19 protein-coding genes and 1 pseudogene are annotated in these 17,896 nt (G+C 63.5%); 8 read left to right on the plus strand and 12 right to left on the minus strand.

The genetic code is table 11. From position 1 onward, the window contains the following. Window positions 1–54: 54 nt before the first annotated feature. The gene (locus ACVWY3_RS13475) at window positions 55–516 is read left to right on the plus strand and encodes a YybH family protein (RefSeq protein ID WP_456838879.1); all 462 of its coding nucleotides are present in this window, start codon (window positions 55–57) and stop codon (window positions 514–516) included. 670 nt (window positions 517–1,186) lie between these two features. On the opposite strand, the gene ACVWY3_RS13480 is transcribed toward ACVWY3_RS13475, so the two are convergent. From ACVWY3_RS13480 to ACVWY3_RS13490, 3 genes are all read right to left on the minus strand, one after another. Beyond that, entirely contained in the window at window positions 1,187–2,203 is a 1,017-nt protein-coding gene (locus tag ACVWY3_RS13480; RefSeq protein WP_456838880.1) for an esterase, read from the minus strand. A gap of 121 nt (window positions 2,204–2,324) precedes the next feature. Next, the gene (locus ACVWY3_RS13485) at window positions 2,325–2,915 is read right to left on the minus strand and encodes a DUF308 domain-containing protein (protein WP_456838881.1); all 591 of its coding nucleotides are present in this window, start codon (window positions 2,913–2,915) and stop codon (window positions 2,325–2,327) included. Between the two features lie 94 nt (window positions 2,916–3,009). Further along, a complete protein-coding gene (locus tag ACVWY3_RS13490) occupies window positions 3,010–3,594 on the minus strand; it encodes a TetR/AcrR family transcriptional regulator (RefSeq protein WP_456838882.1) in 585 nt (194 codons plus the stop codon). Window positions 3,595–3,670: 76 nt separating this feature from the next. On the opposite strand from ACVWY3_RS13490, the gene ACVWY3_RS13495 reads away from it, so the two are divergent. Together ACVWY3_RS13495 and ACVWY3_RS13500 are read left to right on the plus strand one after the other, a co-directional pair. Beyond that, window positions 3,671–4,171 (plus strand): peptide deformylase, encoded by a 501-nt coding sequence (locus ACVWY3_RS13495; protein ID WP_456838883.1) that lies wholly within the window; start codon window positions 3,671–3,673, stop codon window positions 4,169–4,171. A gap of 114 nt (window positions 4,172–4,285) precedes the next feature. Then, window positions 4,286–4,795, plus strand: coding sequence for a GFA family protein (locus ACVWY3_RS13500; RefSeq protein ID WP_456838884.1), 510 nt, complete (start codon window positions 4,286–4,288; stop codon window positions 4,793–4,795). Window positions 4,796–4,855: 60 nt separating this feature from the next. Here the strand turns inward: ACVWY3_RS13500 and ACVWY3_RS13505 are convergent, their stop codons facing one another. The 4 genes from ACVWY3_RS13505 to guaA all read right to left on the minus strand — a co-directional run bounded on the left by ACVWY3_RS13505 (window position 4,856) and on the right by guaA (window position 9,562). Continuing rightward, window positions 4,856–5,737: an AraC family transcriptional regulator gene (locus tag ACVWY3_RS13505; protein ID WP_456838885.1), complete on the minus strand. Its 882-nt coding sequence runs from the start codon at window positions 5,735–5,737 to the stop codon at window positions 4,856–4,858. 197 nt (window positions 5,738–5,934) lie between these two features. After that, window positions 5,935–7,182 carry a serine hydrolase domain-containing protein gene (locus tag ACVWY3_RS13510; RefSeq protein WP_456838886.1) on the minus strand — a complete coding sequence of 416 codons (1,248 nt, stop codon included), beginning with the start codon at window positions 7,180–7,182 and terminating at the stop codon, window positions 5,935–5,937. 184 nt (window positions 7,183–7,366) lie between these two features. Next, window positions 7,367–7,801, minus strand: coding sequence for a hypothetical protein (locus ACVWY3_RS13515; protein ID WP_456838887.1), 435 nt, complete (start codon window positions 7,799–7,801; stop codon window positions 7,367–7,369). A 162-nt stretch (window positions 7,802–7,963) separates the two neighbouring features. After that, a complete protein-coding gene (guaA, locus tag ACVWY3_RS13520; protein WP_456838888.1) occupies window positions 7,964–9,562 on the minus strand; it encodes a glutamine-hydrolyzing GMP synthase in 1,599 nt (532 codons plus the stop codon). A gap of 149 nt (window positions 9,563–9,711) precedes the next feature. Here guaA and ACVWY3_RS13525 point away from each other — a divergent pair, with 149 nt between their 5' ends. The 3 genes from ACVWY3_RS13525 to ACVWY3_RS13535 all read left to right on the plus strand — a co-directional run bounded on the left by ACVWY3_RS13525 (window position 9,712) and on the right by ACVWY3_RS13535 (window position 11,110). Further along, window positions 9,712–10,080: a nuclear transport factor 2 family protein gene (locus ACVWY3_RS13525; RefSeq protein ID WP_456838889.1), complete on the plus strand. Its 369-nt coding sequence runs from the start codon at window positions 9,712–9,714 to the stop codon at window positions 10,078–10,080. Window positions 10,081–10,300: 220 nt separating this feature from the next. After that, window positions 10,301–10,633: a DHCW motif cupin fold protein gene (locus tag ACVWY3_RS13530; protein WP_456838890.1), complete on the plus strand. Its 333-nt coding sequence runs from the start codon at window positions 10,301–10,303 to the stop codon at window positions 10,631–10,633. Between the two features lie 267 nt (window positions 10,634–10,900). Continuing rightward, window positions 10,901–11,110, plus strand: a complete 210-nt coding sequence (locus tag ACVWY3_RS13535) for a cold-shock protein (protein WP_084805523.1) — start codon at window positions 10,901–10,903, stop codon at window positions 11,108–11,110. A 204-nt stretch (window positions 11,111–11,314) separates the two neighbouring features. On the opposite strand, the gene ACVWY3_RS13540 is transcribed toward ACVWY3_RS13535, so the two are convergent. Together ACVWY3_RS13540 and ACVWY3_RS13545 are read right to left on the minus strand one after the other, a co-directional pair. Further along, window positions 11,315–12,616 (minus strand): RsmB/NOP family class I SAM-dependent RNA methyltransferase, encoded by a 1,302-nt coding sequence (locus tag ACVWY3_RS13540; RefSeq protein WP_456838891.1) that lies wholly within the window; start codon window positions 12,614–12,616, stop codon window positions 11,315–11,317. A gap of 85 nt (window positions 12,617–12,701) precedes the next feature. Further along, window positions 12,702–13,124 carry an MAPEG family protein gene (locus ACVWY3_RS13545; protein WP_456838892.1) on the minus strand — a complete coding sequence of 141 codons (423 nt, stop codon included), beginning with the start codon at window positions 13,122–13,124 and terminating at the stop codon, window positions 12,702–12,704. 131 nt (window positions 13,125–13,255) lie between these two features. Here ACVWY3_RS13545 and ACVWY3_RS13550 point away from each other — a divergent pair. Continuing rightward, window positions 13,256–13,524, plus strand: a pseudogene (locus ACVWY3_RS13550) (acriflavin resistance protein); the annotation flags it as partial. A gap of 112 nt (window positions 13,525–13,636) precedes the next feature. Further along, window positions 13,637–14,479, plus strand: a complete 843-nt coding sequence (locus ACVWY3_RS13555; RefSeq protein ID WP_456838893.1) for a metallophosphoesterase family protein — start codon at window positions 13,637–13,639, stop codon at window positions 14,477–14,479. A 113-nt stretch (window positions 14,480–14,592) separates the two neighbouring features. Here ACVWY3_RS13555 and ACVWY3_RS13560 read toward each other — a convergent pair whose 3' ends face one another. The 3 genes from ACVWY3_RS13560 to guaB form a co-directional block, all read right to left on the minus strand. After that, window positions 14,593–14,889: a hypothetical protein gene (locus tag ACVWY3_RS13560; protein WP_456838894.1), complete on the minus strand. Its 297-nt coding sequence runs from the start codon at window positions 14,887–14,889 to the stop codon at window positions 14,593–14,595. Window positions 14,890–15,039: 150 nt separating this feature from the next. After that, on the minus strand, window positions 15,040–16,062 hold the full coding sequence (locus ACVWY3_RS13565; protein ID WP_456838895.1) for an NADP-dependent oxidoreductase: 1,023 nt from the start codon (window positions 16,060–16,062) through the stop codon (window positions 15,040–15,042). A 149-nt stretch (window positions 16,063–16,211) separates the two neighbouring features. Next, on the minus strand, window positions 16,212–17,705 hold the full coding sequence (gene guaB / locus ACVWY3_RS13570) for an IMP dehydrogenase (RefSeq protein WP_456838896.1): 1,494 nt from the start codon (window positions 17,703–17,705) through the stop codon (window positions 16,212–16,214). Between the last annotated feature and the right edge of the window lie 191 nt (window positions 17,706–17,896).

Here is a 17,896-nt window from a genome sequence, read left to right on the forward strand (position 1 = left end):
GCCTCGTCTCCATCCTCAAGTTGAGGGAGGCATCTAACAGTAGGGAGTAACATCATGCGCACTTTTGGAGTCGTATGTTTTTCGCTGCTGCTATCAACAATGGCTGCGACCGCTTCGGATCAAAATCTTAGGGAGGAGCTTGGGAGGGTAGCTTCCGCATACGAGCACCACTTCAACAAGCAGGACGCTGCAGGGATTACCTCCCTCTTCACGAAGGACTACCTCCGCGTCACTCAGAATGGAATTGAGCCCGACAATACGAAATATTACGAAGGCGCCTTCAAGGCTGGAATGAACCATCTCGAAATAAAGACGACCGACATTCAACCTCTGTCAGAGAACATGGCTCTGCTTACCGGCGAGGCCCGCGTAGCTGGCAAGAACGACAAGGGCGATCCTCTCGAGTTGAACGTCATTTGGACGTCTGTTGATGTTCGTGAGAATGGACAATGGAAGATCCGCATGCTGACGTCGCTTCCTAAGCCGCCGCCGCAATCGCAGCAAGCAGCAAAGTAGCTCAATGAGAGCGATCACAGCGGCGGTGACCAACCGGCACCGCCGCTTTCGACAACAGCCCTTGGTTTCTGACGCAAGCGGCTTCCGAAATTGGCCCCATGACAGGCGTAAGCGTCCATGAGATGGAGTCGGCTTCCGACCCAAGCGGACACAAGCCGAACTCACAGCTTCGCATGACAAGCACCTAAGCCTCCGCCGCGCTCGCCATCACCCGACGACAAAATCGGCCGCCTTCTCGGACGTGAATCGCCGTCGTGTCGAACGTCTCGACCGACGCATCCGTAGCACCCACCAGCATCGTGACCTCGGTGCAGCCGAGAATGATGCACGCAGCGCCGGCGGCCGACCAGCTCGCAAGATGGGTTGCACCCGTTCGAAATCCATCGCCCGTGACGGCGGCACGTAGCAGCTAGCGGCTCTCGTGCGTGTCGCTTCGCTCTACCTACTCCACGAATGCGCATCGACCGTTCGTCCTCCAAGCCAGCAACTTGGTCCCACAACCGTTCGATCTCGTCCGCGGAAGAGTTATCTGCTCGTCTAGTAGTTGCGACTGCCTCGAGCCCGCCCTGCTCAAGGAATTTCCGTTGGTCGCGGGCCGGTGCCTGGGGGTGCATCATGCCATCGTTCAACTCGTGTCAATCAGGCTATAGCTGCGCCTTCAATCCCCGCTCTAATTCTCCAGCCCCTGCTTGCCGATCCAGTCGTTGATCAGCCGTGCGACATCATCAGAGTTGCGGTCCATCATCAGCATGTGGGTGTTGCCCTTGATCCCCATCTTGGGCAGCTCGAACGTATCGACCTTGCCGCCGGCGGTGGCGATCGCCTGGCCCCATTTGGTCGGGTTGACTGCGAGTTTCGACCACACCGGGACCTTGTCGAGGAAATCGCCCCACACGATCAGATGCGGCACGCCCTTGAGCTTTGCCGCATCCGCCTTGGCGGGGTCCGGCGCGCCCGACGGCTCGATCGTGATCAGCGCCTTGACCTTGTCGGGCGCGTTGAGCGCGGCCGTGAAGCCGAAATTGCCGCCCTGGCTGTGGACCAGAACGATGCATGGGCACACCTTCTGCACCAGCGCGTCATACGCTTTTTGCGTGGCGGCGTCATTCGTCGCCCAGCGCGGGATGCCCTGCTTGGCGAACTGGTCGAAGGCCTCGATCGGGAATTGCTCGCCCTCGAAGGCCTCGCGCCTGCCGCCGACCTCGTAGCTCGGCCCGATCCGGAACAGCTCCCAGGCCTCCTTCTTCGGCCGGAAGAACGGCTCGCTCTTGAATATCTCGGGGTAGCGCGCCCAGGAGGCGCGGCCGCGCTCGACCGCATCGGAGACGTAGACGTCGTAGCCGGCATTGAGGAAGAACTGCTGCCAGCCCGGCTTGCCGTCGGGCTTGGTCTCCCACGTCACTCCGGACAGGCCGCCGCCATGCCAGAGCAGCAGCGGCAGCTTCGATTTCGGCTGCGCGAGCTTGACGAACTGGACATACATCTGCTCGACCTCGAACTCGCCGTTCGGATCGACCTTGATCGGCGGGGCTCCGGGCGAAAACACGATCTCCTTGGAGGGAAGTCCGTTCAGCGTCTCGGTGCGCCCGCCGATGTGGAAGCTGCCGACCTCCTTGACCAGATAATCGGCCGCAACAGGCGTTGCCGCTGTGATGGTTGCCGCCAGGGCGATCGCGATCGAGCGCATGAAGTTGTCCTCCGCTTTCGACTCTTGTTGTTGGCGGCAACGTTAGGCCACGCGACGATGCGGGGCAATCGCCAGAGCGCGATTTGACTCGCCCGGCAGACAGCGGGATGACGCCATCGCATCATCCCAGCTGAGCTCGCTTGGCGCGCCGGCGCCATGCGCTGACGGTGAGCCAGACCGCCGAGACCAGGAAATAGAGCGCGCCGACGGCGGCATAGCCCGTGACGGTTGCGATCGACGGCGACATCGGCGTCGTGGCCTGGAAGATGAAGAACGCGCCCGCGAGTGCCGACTGGCCACCGCTGAGCACCATGGCCCACTGCGCACCAAAACTTTTCCAGCGCCGCACGGCCGTGCCCAGCTGGAGCAATCCGGATAGGATCGCCCATGCACCGAACACGCCGAGGACCCAGTTCATGCTCGTCTGCAGCGCGAGAAGGACCGCGATCGCGGTCGCAAGGCTGACCCCGACGTTCAACACCTGCGTGCGGTTTTGCTCGAGCCCGCCACTGCGCAAGCCATCCACAAGATTGGCCGCAGCGTCCCATGCCGGATAGAGCACGAGCAGGACGCCGGCGATCACGGCCGACGACGGCCCGACTGCAAATGCGGCAACGACCCAGGCGATCGAGAACGCCGCGCGCAAGAAGTAGTATTCCTTCAGCCACCGCTCGCGATCGACACGAACCAGATCCAATTGATGTTGCACCATCGCAGCTTCTCCTTTACCTACTAGTTGGTAGTTTTCCCAGCAAGGCGCCCCCCGGATCGCCTGCGGGGGTGCTGTGATCCTCTTGCCGATGTCTTCAGTGCCTGGTTGACAGCCGCTCCAGCAGCGGGCCGGTGATCACGCCGAACATTTTTGGATCGCCATACGCGCGCGCCGACAGCATCGCGCCGTGAATGGTCGCCATGAATCCTTCCGCTTCGACCTTGGCCGAGCTCGAGAGGTGAAGCCGCCCTTTCCTCTTGCCGCGCTCCATCACCGATGTCAGCCAGGACGCGAGCGCGCGGAAGTGGGCGCGGACTTCGAGCGCCACCTCCTCCGGCAGGATCGGAAGCTCGGTGGCGAGCAGCGCGCAGACGCAGAAGGGCGCCGTCGCGTCGGCAATGCACGCCTCCCAGTATGCGAGATAGCTTTTGAGCTGGTCGCGCGGATCGGGGATGTTGCGCTCCAGGGCAGCCAGTCCCGCCTCGGCTTCCGCCCGATAGCGCGACACGAGGGTGCGGACCAGATCCACCTTGCCGGCGAAATGGTGGTGAATGCTCGGCTTGCGGATGCCGACGACCTCGGCGATGTCGGCATAGCTGAAGCCGTTAAAGCCGCCCGCGATGATCAGGCTGCGCGCGCAGGCGAGGATGTCGTCGGCGGTCGAGGACACGTTGCTCATGACGGATGACTACCTTCCAGTTGGTAGGGAGTCAACGACGAGGTGCTTCAACCGTCCGTGAGTGCTAGGAGCGGGTATGACCATTCGCCCGATCGTTCGTTATCCCGACCGCCGCCTCACGGTCCCTGCCCGCGCCGTCACCGCGTTCGACGACGGCTTGTGCGAGCTTGCGGCAGATTTGCTCGACACGATGCGCGCCGCGCCCGGCATCGGCATCACCGCGCCGCATATCGGCGTGCCCTTGCGCGTCGTCGTGCTCGAGCTCGATGCCAAGGACGGCGCACGCACTCACGTCAATCCGGTGATCGAATGGGCCTCGCCCGAGATGATCACGCACCGCGAGGGCAGCGTCTCGATGCCCGGCGTCAACGACGAGGTCCAGCGCCACGCCCGGGTGCGGATCAGCCATTTCGATGTCGACGGCCACATGCAAACCGAGGAAGCGGAGGCCCTGCGCGCCGTCTGTCACCAGCACGAGATCGACCAGCTCGACGGCATATTCTGGATCCAGCGGCTGTCGCGGCTGAAACGTGAGCGGCTGATGAAGAAGTTTGAGAAGCTGTCGCGGGATCTTTAGGGCGGACAATTTACGTCGCGCCGCACTCATGATGTCGGATCAGGCTTCGCTCATCCGTCCTGTGAGCTCAAGCGGCGGCTTGAGACATGCCAAGAACCCCATGAGATGCAACTTATGACCAATGCTCCCATCGTCACCACAACCTGCGCCTGCGGCAGCGTCGAAGTCAAAGCCTTCGGCAGGCCGATCGTCAGCGCCGCCTGCTATTGCGACGATTGCCAGAAGGCTGCGGCCCAGATCGAAGCGCTGCCGCATGCGGCGCCCGTGCGCGATCGCGACGGTGGGACGGCGTACATGCTCTTTCGCAAAGACCGGTTCGAGTGCTCCCGGGGGGCCGAACTTCTGAAGCCGCACAAGCTCAAGGAGATGTCGCCGACCAACCGGGTGGTCGCGACCTGCTGCCATTCGGCGATGTTCATGAATTTCGATCGCGGCCCGCACTGGGTCTCCGCGTACCGGGCGCGCTTTCATGGTGACCTGCCGCCGCTGCAGGCGCGGATCTGTACGAAGTTCAAGCCCGAGGGCGCCGTGTTGTCCGAGGATGTGCCGAGCTATCGCAGCTATCCGCCAAGCTTCATCGTCAAGCTGCTGGCCTCGCGCATCGCGATGGCGCTGGGGATGTGAGCGCGTAGGATGGGTAGAGCGCTGCGAAGCTCTACCCATCAGTAACCTCCGTTCTCGGCGCTACTTCAGCGGCAGGAACAGTTCGGCGACCGTCTCGTGCTCCGGCACATCTGGGAAAAAGCTCAGCCGCTGGCAATAGAGCGGAAAGTCGCGCGCTTCCTCGCCGCTGGCCGGAAGCCAGTCGCGATATAGATAGAGCGCAGCGGGCTCCAGATTGTCGGTGTAGCCGACGACGCGCAGCACCGCGCAGCGTCCGCCGGGGATCTCGCCGGCCTTGATGTCTTCGCCATTCGCCACGATCGATTGATCGGTCCCGACGCATAGGTCCGCACTGTAATCGCCCGGCCGCGCCGGTCGCCGTTCGGAGCGCCAGACATTGAAGGTCGGGCTCGTGCTGGGATGCAGGCCGGCGGACCTGCGCCAGGCGATGAAGCGCTGGATGGTAGCGCCAAGCATCGCCGGGTCGCCGCGGTGTTCCATGATCGCCACCTTGATGGTCGGCACGTCGCGGATCGTCACGTCGTCAGGGGTAAAGGTCGTCTGCATGAGCTTGCTCCTCGCAATATCGAGTGGCCCGAAGGCCGCAAGCCACGGCTCCCAATCCGGCGATTTCCGGAACGACGACGGCGACTGCCCGAACCGTTGCCGAAAGGCGCGGGCGAAGGCATCCGGTGCATCGTAGCCGGCGTCCATCGCGATGTCAGTGACGCTGTGCGCGTCGCTGTAAGCCAGCCGGTAGGAAGCGCGCTTCAGTCGGGCGAGCTGGACATAACGATGCACTGACAACCCGAAAATTGCCGAGAACTGCCGGTGGAAATGAAATTTCGAGAAGGCTGCAACGCCGCTCAGGCTGTCCAGGTCCAGATCCGTGTCGAGATGCCGGTCAATATGCTCCAGCACCCTGCGCATCCGAGCCTGATAGTTTTGCAGCGCCGCCGTCATCGTCCCTCCTCCGTGGCGGGTGCAGTTAGCCGGTGACGGCCTTGGCGTGCTCGACCGATCTTGCGGTTTGGTACACTGTCGTCGCCCGGCTCGACCGGGCGACCCAGTACGCCGCGGCCCCTCGGTTCAATCACCAGCTTCTCTGGAATATTGGAACGCCCGATTAATCGGGCGATGACAAGAGTGTATGGCGCAGTCTACCCGCCCGCCATCAGCGCCTTCGCCAGGGCCATATAGGCCGGCAGCGTCACGGGGTCGTTGGCGGCGTTACCCGCCATGGGATGCGAGGCGTAGCGCGCGATCACCATCTCGGCCTTGGGATCGATGTAGATGCCCTGGCCGTGAACGCCGCGGGCCATATAGGCGCCGTGGGCGTTGTGCGTGACCCACCATTGATTGCGATAGGACGCGCCGGGAAGCGTGGTGTAACCGGCCGGCTTGAACTTTTCGGGGTCGCCGCCGCGCGCGATGTCCTCGACCACGGACGACGGCACGATCTGACGGCCGTTGAAGCGGCCAAAATTGCGCATGGTCTCGCCGAAGCGGGCGAGATCGCGCAGCGTCGTGGACAGACCGCCGCCGCCGCTTTCGGTGCCGATGCGGTCGACGTGATAATGCGCGTCCTCCTCCGCGCCGATCTGGGTCCAGATCTGCTCCGAGAGCAGATCCGACAATGATCTGCCGCTGACGCGCCTGATGATCCAGGCGAGCACGTCGGTGTTGACGGTCTTGTAGGCAAAGGCCTTGCCGTGCTCGCCCTGCTTCTTCTGCGCGAGCAGGAAATCGAAGATGGTGGTGGGGCCGTCATAATCCGGCGGAATCGGCGCCATGCCGTTGGCGCGCCGCAAGCCCCAGACATGCGAGTTCTTGTCGGTGTAGACTTCGGTGTATTCGAGCCCCGTGGTCATATCCATGACCTCGTGCACGCGCGCATCGCCAAATGCACTCTCCTTAAGCTCCGGCACATAGTCCGTAACCGGCGCCTGCGGATCGATCCTGCCCTCGCTGACCAGGAGCCCTGCGAGCACGCCGGTGAACGATTTCGTCACCGACATCGCGATGTGCGGCTTGTGCGGCTTCAGCGCGCCGAAATAGCGCTCGTAGATCAGCCTGCCCCGATGCAGCACCGCGATGCCGTCGGTGTAGGTCTCCTCCAGCATCTTTGCGAACGTCATGGGCCGGCCCTCCATGGTGGTCGAGGCGACCGCGCCGATGTCATGATCTTCGCGCGGCAGCACGGATGCAGGCCCCGCTCCGCGCCAGACATTCACCGTCGGCACCAGCTGGCGGATATTGCTCCAGGCCCAGCGCAGCTCGGGGAAGCTGCGGAACGAGCCGTCCTGGAAGGTGATGAGGCGATCGGGGGATGGCGGGAAGCCGCGCATCCAGCCGAGGGTTTCGGGGTCGGATTCGGTGGAGGTGAGTTGGGTGGGCGGGACGGACATCAACACTGGCTCCAGAGAGGCGATGCAGACGTCGTAGCATGAGCAGGCACAGTGCACATCCAACGCAAGCGCTGGGCACCTGCGCGGCGGTCAGGACGGTGGGCAGGGCTCTACTATCCTGCGCCCGAAATGCGAGACTATGAGGCGAGCTCAGTCTTTGCTCGCGCAACGATGCTGTCCCAATTCACCTGTTCGCTGGTGGCCAGATCGGTCTTGAATAGCTGTCATGGTGACCGATGTATGCCCGAAGCGCCTCATGCCCATGGGCACGCCACGCTTGGGCGAACCACTGCTCCAGAAGCTCTGAAGCGGTTTCGGACGGTTCAGTCGCCTCGTATTTTTCATCATCATAAATTTCGGAGGGAACGACGACCGTCGGTCCTTGAAACCGGTGCCCCTCCCGGTCAACGGGCTCGCCATCTGCATCCATCGCCCACAGTGCGACAGCAAATTCATCACTAAAGAGTTGCGAGTCGTATTCGATCGGCAGGAAGCTCGTCGCGTCGCCCCATGACGTTCCTGCGATCATCGCCATTTCCATATTCAGTTGAGGCGCGATCTCCTGAAAGTGCCGCCGTACCCGTTCAACGAATTCCTTCTTCTTGTTGTCCTCACCCATGCTGCCCTTCCGCTACTATCGACATTGCCTTTGACAGAACTTGTAGGATGGGTGGAGCAATGCGACACCCATCAATGCCGATCGCGATGGGTTTCGCTGCGCTCTACCCATCCTACGAGCTGACTGATCACACGATGTTCGCTCTTGAGGGTGTCGCGCGCGCTACTCCCACTCTATCGTCCCCGGCGGCTTGCTCGTCACATCATAGACCACCCTATTCACGCCCTTCACCTCGTTGATGATGCGCGTGGCGGTCTCGCCCAGGAACTTCATGTCGAACTTGTAGAAGTCCGCGGTCATGCCGTCGGTGGAGGTGACGGCGCGCAGGCCCACGACGTAGTCGTAGGTGCGGCCGTCGCCCATGACGCCGACGGTCTTGACGGGGAGCAGCACGGCAAAGGCCTGCCAGATCTCGTCGTAGAGGCCGTGCTTCCTGATCTGGTCGATGTACACGGCGTCCGCCTTGCGCAGGATGTCGAGCTTGTCCATGGTGATCTCGCCGGGGCAGCGGATGGCGAGGCCTGGGCCCGGGAACGGGTGGCGGCCGACGAAGATTTCGGGCAGGCCGAGCTCGCGGCCTAACTTGCGCACCTCGTCCTTGAACAGCTCGCGCAGGGGCTCGACGAGCTTCATGTTCATGCGCTCGGGCAGTCCGCCGACATTGTGGTGGGACTTGATCGTCACCGAGGGGCCACCGGTGAAGGAGACGCTCTCGATCACGTCGGGGTAGAGCGTGCCTTGCGCGAGGAAATCGGCGCCGCCGATCTTCTTGGCCTCCCGCTCGAACACCTCGATGAAGAGGCGGCCGATGGTCTTGCGCTTCACTTCGGGATCGGTGACGCCTTCGAGCTCGCCCAGGAATTGCTTCGAGGCATCCACGTGCACGAGCGGGATGTTGTAGTGGTGCCGGAACAGGTCGACGACGGTCTTGGCTTCGTCGAGGCGCAAGAGGCCATGATCGACGAACACGCAAGTCAGCTGGTCGCCGATGGCTTCGTGGATCAGCACAGCGGCGACGGCTGAATCGACGCCCCCGGAGAGGCCGCAGATCACCTTGCCCTTGCCGACCTGCTGGCGGATCTTTGCGATCTCCTCCTCGCGGAAGGCGCGCATGGTCCAGTCGCCGGTAAGGCCGGCGATCTTGCGGACGAAATTGCGGATCAGTTTTGCGCCGTCGGGCGTGTGCACCACTTCGGGGTGGAACATCAGGCCGTAATATTTGCGCGTCTCGTCCTGGATGATCGCGAACGGCGCGTTCGGCGAGGTGCCGGCAACGGAGAAGCCCGGCGGCATTTTAGTAATGCGGTCGCCATGGCTCATCCAGACCTGGTTCTTGCCCCCGAGAGTCCAGACGTCCTCGAATAGCTGGCTCTGCGCCTTCACCTCGACATCGGCGCGGCCGAATTCGCGGTGATGGCCGCCCTCGACCTCCCCGCCGAGCTGGGCTGCCATGGTCATCTGGCCGTAGCAGATGCCCATCACCGGTACGCCGGAATCGAAGATCGCTTGCGGAGCGCGGGGCGAGCCGGCCTCATGCACCGACTCAGGGCCGCCGGAGAGGATCACCGCTTTCGGCTTCATCTCGTTGAAGGCGGCTTCGGCCTTGTTGAACGGGACGATCTCGCAATAGACGCCGTCCTCGCGCACGCGACGCGCGATCAGCTGCGTCACCTGGCTGCCGAAGTCGACGATGAGAATCTTGTCGTGCGCCGAGGCCACTGAGGGCGTCGACGCGGAGCGGTCGTTCTGTGCTGCTGTCATGGCAAGCAAATACGCGACCACGCCCCTGCCCGCAACCGCGCTGGCACGCGCGCCCACATGCTTCTTTGGGCATGGACAAACCGACATAGGTAAGTATTATTGACCTACTTTTGCCCCACCTGCAAACAGGGCTGATCAGGGAGAACGTCATGCCACAGCATCATCAGCCAGCAACGCTGGCCGCGCTCGGCCGAACCTGGGTTGAGGCCTGGAACGCGCGCGACCTCGAGCGGGTGCTCACGCTCTATGACGAGACGGTCGTGATGACCTCCGACCGCATGCCGGCGATGGGATTCGACGCCAGCGGCACCGTGCAGGGCAAGGAAAGCTTGCGGGCCTATTGGGGCAAGGCGCTCGCCCTGCTGCCGGAGCTGCATTTCTCGCTGATCGATCTGTTCGTCAGCCCTGATAGCGTGGTGGTGTTTTACGAGAACGAGCGGGGCAAGAAGATCTGCGAATATCTGCGCGTGAATGATGCCGGGCTGATCGTGCAGGGATCGGCGAACCATTTGCATTGAAGGGTGCAACCGCACTCGCCACTGTCATTCCCCGCGAAAGCGGGGAATCCAGTACGCCGCGGCCCATCGATTCAATCCCGACCGCTCTGGAATACTGGATCGCCCAATCAAGTCGGGCGATGACACCGCGGGTGACGAAGGTTCGTGAGCCACACCTGCAATGACGGAGGCGACAGCGTGCGCTAACACTGCGCCCGCCGGCCCAAAGACAGGACCCCCCATGAAGCTCCCCGCCTCCCCGTTTACCGTGACCGACTGGAGCAAGGTCGAGGCCACGCTACATCCCGGCGAAATCGGCGAGGCCAGATGGCGCACGCTCAACATCGGCGATTTGCGTGTGCGGATGGTCGAGTATTCGCCCGGCTATCTCGCGGATCATTGGTGTGACCGCGGCCACGTGCTGCACGTCCTGAAGGGCGAGCTCGACTCGGAGCTGCGTGACGGACGCAAATTCAAGCTCACGGCGGGGATGAGCTACCAGGTCTCCGATTTCGGCGATGCCGCGCACCGGTCCTCGACGACGACAGGGGCGACGCTCTTCATCGTCGATTGAGACGCGCGAGAACGATCAATTTACACCGCAAAATTGAACACCGGCGCAACATGCCGGACCACGGGTGGTGCCTTGAAGAAGTCTAATTATCTCGCTATATTGTGATCATCGATACTTGGCCGAACGACTGGGCCGCTTCGCCTCGTCTAAGACAGGCGCGCACGCTTCAGATGATTTCTCCAAAACATCGACTCATCAGGACTATGGGCGCTGCAATGCGTACCGGTCCACGTGCGTACCGTCTTTAACTAACTAAAGGAAATTCCCATGGCTATGGGCACCGTGAAGTGGTTCAACACCCAAAAGGGTTATGGTTTCATCCAGCCGGACGACGGCAACAAGGACGTGTTCGTCCACATCAGCGCCGTCGAGCGCGCCGGCCTGTCGACCCTCAACGAGGGCCAGAAGGTCTCGTTCGACGTCGTCGCCGACCGCCGCAGCGGCAAGTCGTCGGCTGACAATCTCCGCGTCGGCTAATCGCCAGCGCGCGCTCTGACCACGGACGTACCGGCAGAGCGTTAGGAACTCGAAAGCCCCGCGGCCGGTATCCGGCCCGTGGGGCTTTTGTTTTGCGGGAACGGCCGTGCGCTGGTGCCGTAGAGTGGGCAAAGGCGCCGCTCGCGCGACGTGCCATCACCCGTCAAATGGGCAAACGGTGGGCACGCTTCGCTTTGCCCAAACCTACGAAACCTTTTTCAGCACCGACACAAAAAAACCGTCCGTGCCCGTGCGCCGCGGCGTCATCAGCCAGCCTTCGGCTGACTGCAGCGCGGCGTCCGCAAACGCCTCGGCCTTGTCCCAGAGCACGCTGGCGGTCTGCTCGGGCGGAACGACCGCGAACTCGGGATGGCGCTCCGCGAACGCCCTCACCTGCTCGCCATTCTCCTCCGACAGTACCGAGCAGGTGATGTAGGCGATACGCCCACCCGGCTTCACCAGCGGAACCGCGCGGTCGAGCACCTCGGCCTGGTCGCGCAGACGAATCTCGAGCGCGCCGGGGCGCATACGCCATTTGGCGTCGGGGTTGCGGCGCCAGGTTCCGGTTCCCGTGCAGGGCGCGTCGATGACGACGAGGTCGGCCGAGGCGCGGATGTCTGCGAGCGGATCGGCCTCGCCCTTGGGCGTGCGCACATCGGCGTTATGGACGCCGGCGCGCGACAGGCGCTCGTGGATCGGCGCGAGCTGGCGCTTGTCGCGATCGGTCGCGATCAGCCGGCCCTTGCCCTGCATCAGGGCTGCGAGCGCCAGCGTCTTGCCGCCGGCGCCGGCGCAGAGATCAATCACCTGCTCGCCGGGTTTTGCCGCGGTGAACTGGGCCGCAAGCTGCGATCCCTCATCCTGAACTTCAACGCCGCCCTTGATGAAATCTTCCTCGGCCTGGATGCCGGGGTTGCGCGCGTCGGCCGAAAGCTCGATGCGCAAACCCGTTGCCGACCATGGCGCAGGCTTCGCGTGAAGATGAGAAAGCGCGCGCAGCACCTTGTCGCGATTGGATTTTAGCGTGTTGACGCGCAGATCGAGCGGGGCCCGGCTCGCCATCGCGGCGGCTTCCGCAGCGCGATCCTCGCCGAACACTTTTGCCAGGTACGGATCGAGCCATTCCGGATAGTCGCCCGCCACGGCAGCGGGCGCGTCCTTGAGAGAACGCGAGGCGAGCGCGGCCTGCTCGGCGTCGGTCAGCGGCGCCGGCGCAAAGCGGCTGCCGTCGAACATTGCGGCCATGGTGGCCGAGTCCATGTCGCGCTCGAGGCGGAGCATGCCGATCAGCCTGGCACGCGCAGTGTCGGCGTCCATGAGCCAGGCGCTCGAGGCGTAGCGGCGCAGCACGTCCCAGACGAGGCCGGCGATCGCGGCGCGGTCGCCGGAGCCGGCGAAGCGGTGCGCGGTGCCCCACTCCTTCAGCGCTTTCGCGGCGGGCACGCGGTCCTTCTCGATGGTGTCGATCAGTTCGATGGCTGCGGACAGCCGGGCAGCGGGAGTCATTTGAATCTTTCAGATCGGGATCGGAGTCTTTGCGCATGATCTTGTCGGAAAACCGGTCTTCCGCTTTTCCGGACCATGCGGGCGCCTAGATCAACAGGAGCATTTTCAGCGCGAAGTAGATCCACATCGCCAGCAGCACCAGCACGCCGGCGAGCCAGATCGTGGAGCGCCGTCCGAGATCGTTCGAGGAGACGAAAACGCCGGCATGGGCAAAGCGCGTCACCACGAACACCCAGGACATCAGCACGATGAAGAGATCGGCATGGCGCAGCGGCAGCGCCAGCGCGATCAGGGCGTAGAACAGCACCGGCAGCTCGAACTGGTTGCGGTAGCAATTGGCGATTTGTGTGGCACCCTTGGGCCAGTTCGGCTCGCCCAGCGCAATGTCGCGGATCTCGGTCTCGCCCGAGACCAGCGAGCGCCGGCGCGCCAGCACCATGCCGATCAGCAGCGCGAAGGTGAGACAGACCTGCACGAAGACAGGCAGCAAGACCATCTGAATGGACATCGGAACTTTCACGTAGAGCGGAGAGCCGCGGACCGTCATTAGCCGCGACTCCTCGCGCTGACAATCAAACAGTTGAACCGCTGTTCCCGATCAGGCGACCAACCACCGCGATTTTCGGCCCGTTTGAGCCAACGCTGGCGCTGGTCGGCGGCGTCAGCGACCTCACCGACGGACGCGCGGTGCTGCGCGGCGCCGTCGCGCTCAACCACCGCACGGCGGACCGCGTGCTTGTCGTGAACCCGCCCGGCCAAGGCATCTTCGAATTCCGCCTCCGCCTGCCCGCCGAGCCGCATCGCTCCGCAGAGTTCGGCCCCTGGCACCTCGTCGACAGCGTTGCCTCGGCGGTCGCGGCAATGTCCCTCCGCAGGACGGCTACACGATCCGCTATCGCGTGCTCTGACCATGCTTCGAACGAAGGAGGGGATGGCCGCAGCGCGTTTTAAACTTTGTTCGTTGCGATGCATGCGTGCGCCGTCATCGTTTCGACGCGTGACGATCTGTATGCTCAAGGCATGTCCGAATTTCGCCTGACCCAAATTTCCGACACGCATCTTGGCCGGCGCTTTCCCGGCCTGATCGCCAACTTCCAGGCGATCAGCGCGCATATCGACACCGAGCGGCCTGATCTCGTCATCAACACCGGCGACGTCTCCTTTGATGGGCCGAGCAGCCGCGATGATGTCGAATTCGCCAAGAGCCTGCACGCCGCCCTGCCTGTCGCCTGCCGCTATCTGCCGGGCAATCACGATATCGGCGACAATCCGACCGCGATCGGTCCAGTGCCAAAGCCGCCGGTCGCCGAAGCGTACCGCCGGCAATTCTGCGACATCATCGGCGAAGACCATTGGTCGTTCGAAGCGGCCGGCTGGCGCTTCATCGGCCTCAACTCGCTGGTGATGAATTCAGGGCTCGCCTTCGAGGCGGAGCAGTTCGACTGGCTCACCGAAGAGATCGCGCGCGTGAATGGCAAGCCGGTTGCGCTGTTCCTGCACAAGCCGGTGTTTCTCCACCTGCCCGACGACCCCGAGACGCCGGAGACCTCGATCCGCTACGTGCCGCAGCCGGCACGGGCGCGGCTGATCGAGATGTTTGCGCATGTCGATCTGCGCCTGATCGCCAGCGGTCACGTGCACCAGCGCCGCGACTTCACCTATCGTCACACGCGCCACGTCTGGGCGCCTTCGGCCGGCTTCGTGATCAACGACGCGCGCCAGGACCGCATCGCGATCAAGGAAGTTGGACTGGTGGAATACCGATTCCGGCCCGACAGCGTCGAGGTCCGCCACGTCCGCGCGCCGGGCCAGGCCGATATCGACATCGAGGAGCTGTTCGCCCAGATGGGCGGCGAGCATTAAGGCACGATCCGGAAAAGTGCGCAGCGGTTTTCCGAAAAGATCATGCTCAGAGAATAAACTAAAGCGCGATGACGATTCATCCCGATCCATCGCACTTTAGGAGCGCGCGTCTGTTAAGCGACGCTCTTCAGATCCTGCTGGATCGCGGCGAGCAGGGATTGCAGCGCCGCGCTGTTGACGGGATTGGCCACCGCGTCATCGGGCGGCAGTTCGCCCGCGACTTTGGGAGCCCTGAGCGGACGTTTCGGAAATGGCGGCGGTGGGGCCGACATGCCAGGTTGGCTGAAATCGCCTTCCTCGCGATGCACGAACTTCCCGTGGATCACGTCGTCATGGCGGCCCATGACGAACATCGCCACCCAATAGCCGGCAGCCAACAGGATTACGCAGAAAACACTGATCTCTAACATCGCTACACCTAAAATATGCGCGATGATTCAATGACTTCGCTTTGGCGTCAATGAACCGGCGGTCACACCTGCGCACTTTGCGGGCAGGTGTGGCCGATTGGTGACTCTTTGTTAACCATTGACGCCCGGCGCGTGACGCCGACGCAACAACTACAGCTTGTCGGGACCGACCCGCACCAGCTGCTTGCCGAAATTGGCGCCTTTCAGCAGGCCGATGAAGGCGCCCGGCGCGCTCTCCAGGCCCTCGGTCACGAACTCCTTGTATTTCACCTTGCCGTCACGGACCCAGGCCGACATGTCGCGCAGGAAGTCGCGGTGGCGGGAGGCGAAATCGGAGACGATGAAGCCGCGGAAGGTCAGCCGCTTGGTCAGCGTCGCACGCATCATCGATGCCGCCCATTTCGGCGGCTTGGCCTCGGTGTCGTTGTAATGTGCGATCAGGCCGCAGACCGGCACGCGCGCGAACGGATTGAGCAGCGGGAACACCGCCTCGAACACGGCGCCGCCGACATTCTCGAAATAGACGTCGATGCCTTTCGGACAGGCCTCTTTCAGCTTTGCGGCGAAATCGGGATCGCGGTGGTCGATGCAGGCGTCGAAGCCGAGCTCCTTCACGACGTAATCGCACTTGTCCTTGCCGCCGGCGATGCCGACCGCGCGGGCGCCCTTGATCTTCGCAATCTGCCCGACGGCCGAGCCGACCGCGCCGGAGGCGCCGGCAACGACGACGGTCTCGCCCTCTTGCGGCTTGCCGATGTCGAGCAGGCCCGTGTAGGCGGTCATGCCGGGCATGCCGAGCACGCCGATGGAAGTGGAAATCGGGCCGAGCTTCGGATCGACCTTGATCAGGCCCTTGCCGTTGGAGATCGCATGCGTCTGCCAGCCGGAGCGGATGCGGACGATGTCGCCGACCGCGAAATCCGGATGGTTCGAGGCCGCGACCTCGCTCACCGCCTCGCCTTCCATCACGCCGCCGACCGGCACCGGCGCTGCGTAAGACGGGCCCTCGCTCATGCGCCCGCGCATATAGGGATCGAGCGAAAGCCAGATCGTGCGCAGCAGCACTTCGCCGGCGCCGGGCGTCGGCACCGCGAATTCCTCCAGGCGAAAATCGGACGGCTTTGGTTCGCCGACGGGACGCGCGGCGAGAACGATGCGTTTGGCTTGGGACATGGCTTCCTCCTGACTGCTTGTTGCAGTCATTTAGGAGAAGCAATGCACCGACGCAAACTTCGACACTGTCATTCCGGGGCGATGCGTAGCATCGAACCTGGAATCTCGAGATTCCGGGTTGCGCTTCGCGCCCCGGAATGACTAACGAACTAGCCGCCGCCCGGATAGTTCGGCGCCTCACGCGTGATCGTCACGTCGTGGACGTGGCTTTCGCGCAGGCCCGCGCCGGTGATGCGGACGAACTGGGCCTTCTCGTGCAGGTCCTTCATGTCCTTTGCGCCGACATAGCCCATCGCGGCGCGGAGGCCGCCGGCGAGCTGGTGCATGACGTTGCCGACCGGGCCCTTATAGGGCACCTGGCCCTCGATGCCTTCAGGCACGAGCTTGAGCGAATCCTTGATGTCCTGCTGGAAGTAGCGGTCGGCCGATCCCCGCGCCATCGCGCCGACCGAGCCCATGCCGCGATAGGCCTTGTAGGAACGGCCCTGCCACAAGAACACTTCGCCTGGCGTCTCGTCGGTGCCGGCGAGCAGCGAGCCGACCATGGCGATGTCGGCGCCGGCGGCGAGCGCTTTCGCAAGGTCGCCGGAGAACTTGATGCCGCCGTCGGCGATCACGGGAATGTCGGCCTTCTTGGCCGCTTCCACCGCATCCATGATCGCGGTGAGCTGCGGCACGCCGACGCCGGCGACGATGCGCGTAGTGCAGATCGAGCCCGGGCCGATGCCGACCTTGATGCAATCAGCGCCGGAATCGATCAGGGCCTGCGCGCCGTCGGTGGTGGCGACGTTGCCGGCAACGACCTGCACGGAATTGGACAGGCGCTTGATGCGGTTCACCGCATGCAGCACGTGACGGGAATGGCCGTGCGCGGTGTCGACGACGACGAGGTCGACGCCGGCATCGATCAGGCGCTCGGTGCGCTCGAAGCCGGTGTCGCCGACCGTGGTGGCGGCGGCGACGCGCAGGCGGCCTTGAGCGTCCTTGCAGGCGAGCGGATGGGCGACCGCCTTCTCCATGTCCTTGACGGTGATCAGGCCGACGCAGCGATATTGCTCGTCGACCACCAGCAGCTTCTCGATGCGGTGCTTGTGCAGCATCCGTCGCGCTTCGTCCTGGCTGACATTCTCGCGCACCGTGACGAGGTTCTCGTGCGTCATCAACTCGGAGACTTTCTGCCGCCGATCGGTGGCAAAGCGTACGTCGCGGTTGGTGAGAATGCCGACCAGCTTGCCCGGCGTGGACTTGCCGGCGCCGGTGACGACGGGAATGCCGGAGATGCCGTGGTCGCTCATCAGCTTGAGCGCGTCGTCCAGCGTCGCCTCGGGGCTGATGGTGAGCGGGTTCACCACCATGCCCGACTCGTAGCGCTTGACCTGCCGCACCTGGGCCGCCTGCCCTTCGGGATCGAAATTGCGGTGGATGACGCCGAGGCCGCCGGCCTGCGCCATGGCGATCGCCATGCGAGCTTCGGTGACCGTGTCCATGGCGGAGGCCATGATCGGGATGTTGAGCGGAATGGCGCGGGTGACGCGAGAGCGGATGTCGACCTCGCCCGGCATCACGTCGGACAGGCCCGGCTTCAACAGCACGTCGTCGAACGTAAAGGCTTCGCGGATGCCCTGAAGTTGCACCGTGGCCATATGCCAACTCCTTCCTGCGGCCGAGCCGCAAATGCTTATGGATGAGCGCCGCCCTCGGCGTGCCTTGCGGCATCGCCCTAAGAATCGGAGCCCATCGGTGGGGTTGACGCCGGTCGATAGCACGGCCGCGTGACGAATCAAAGCAATTCGGACCGCCGGCCAGCCATGCACAGGCTTTTTACGCAAATTCG

The sequence above is a fragment of the Bradyrhizobium sp. USDA 4486 genome (assembly GCF_054057995.1).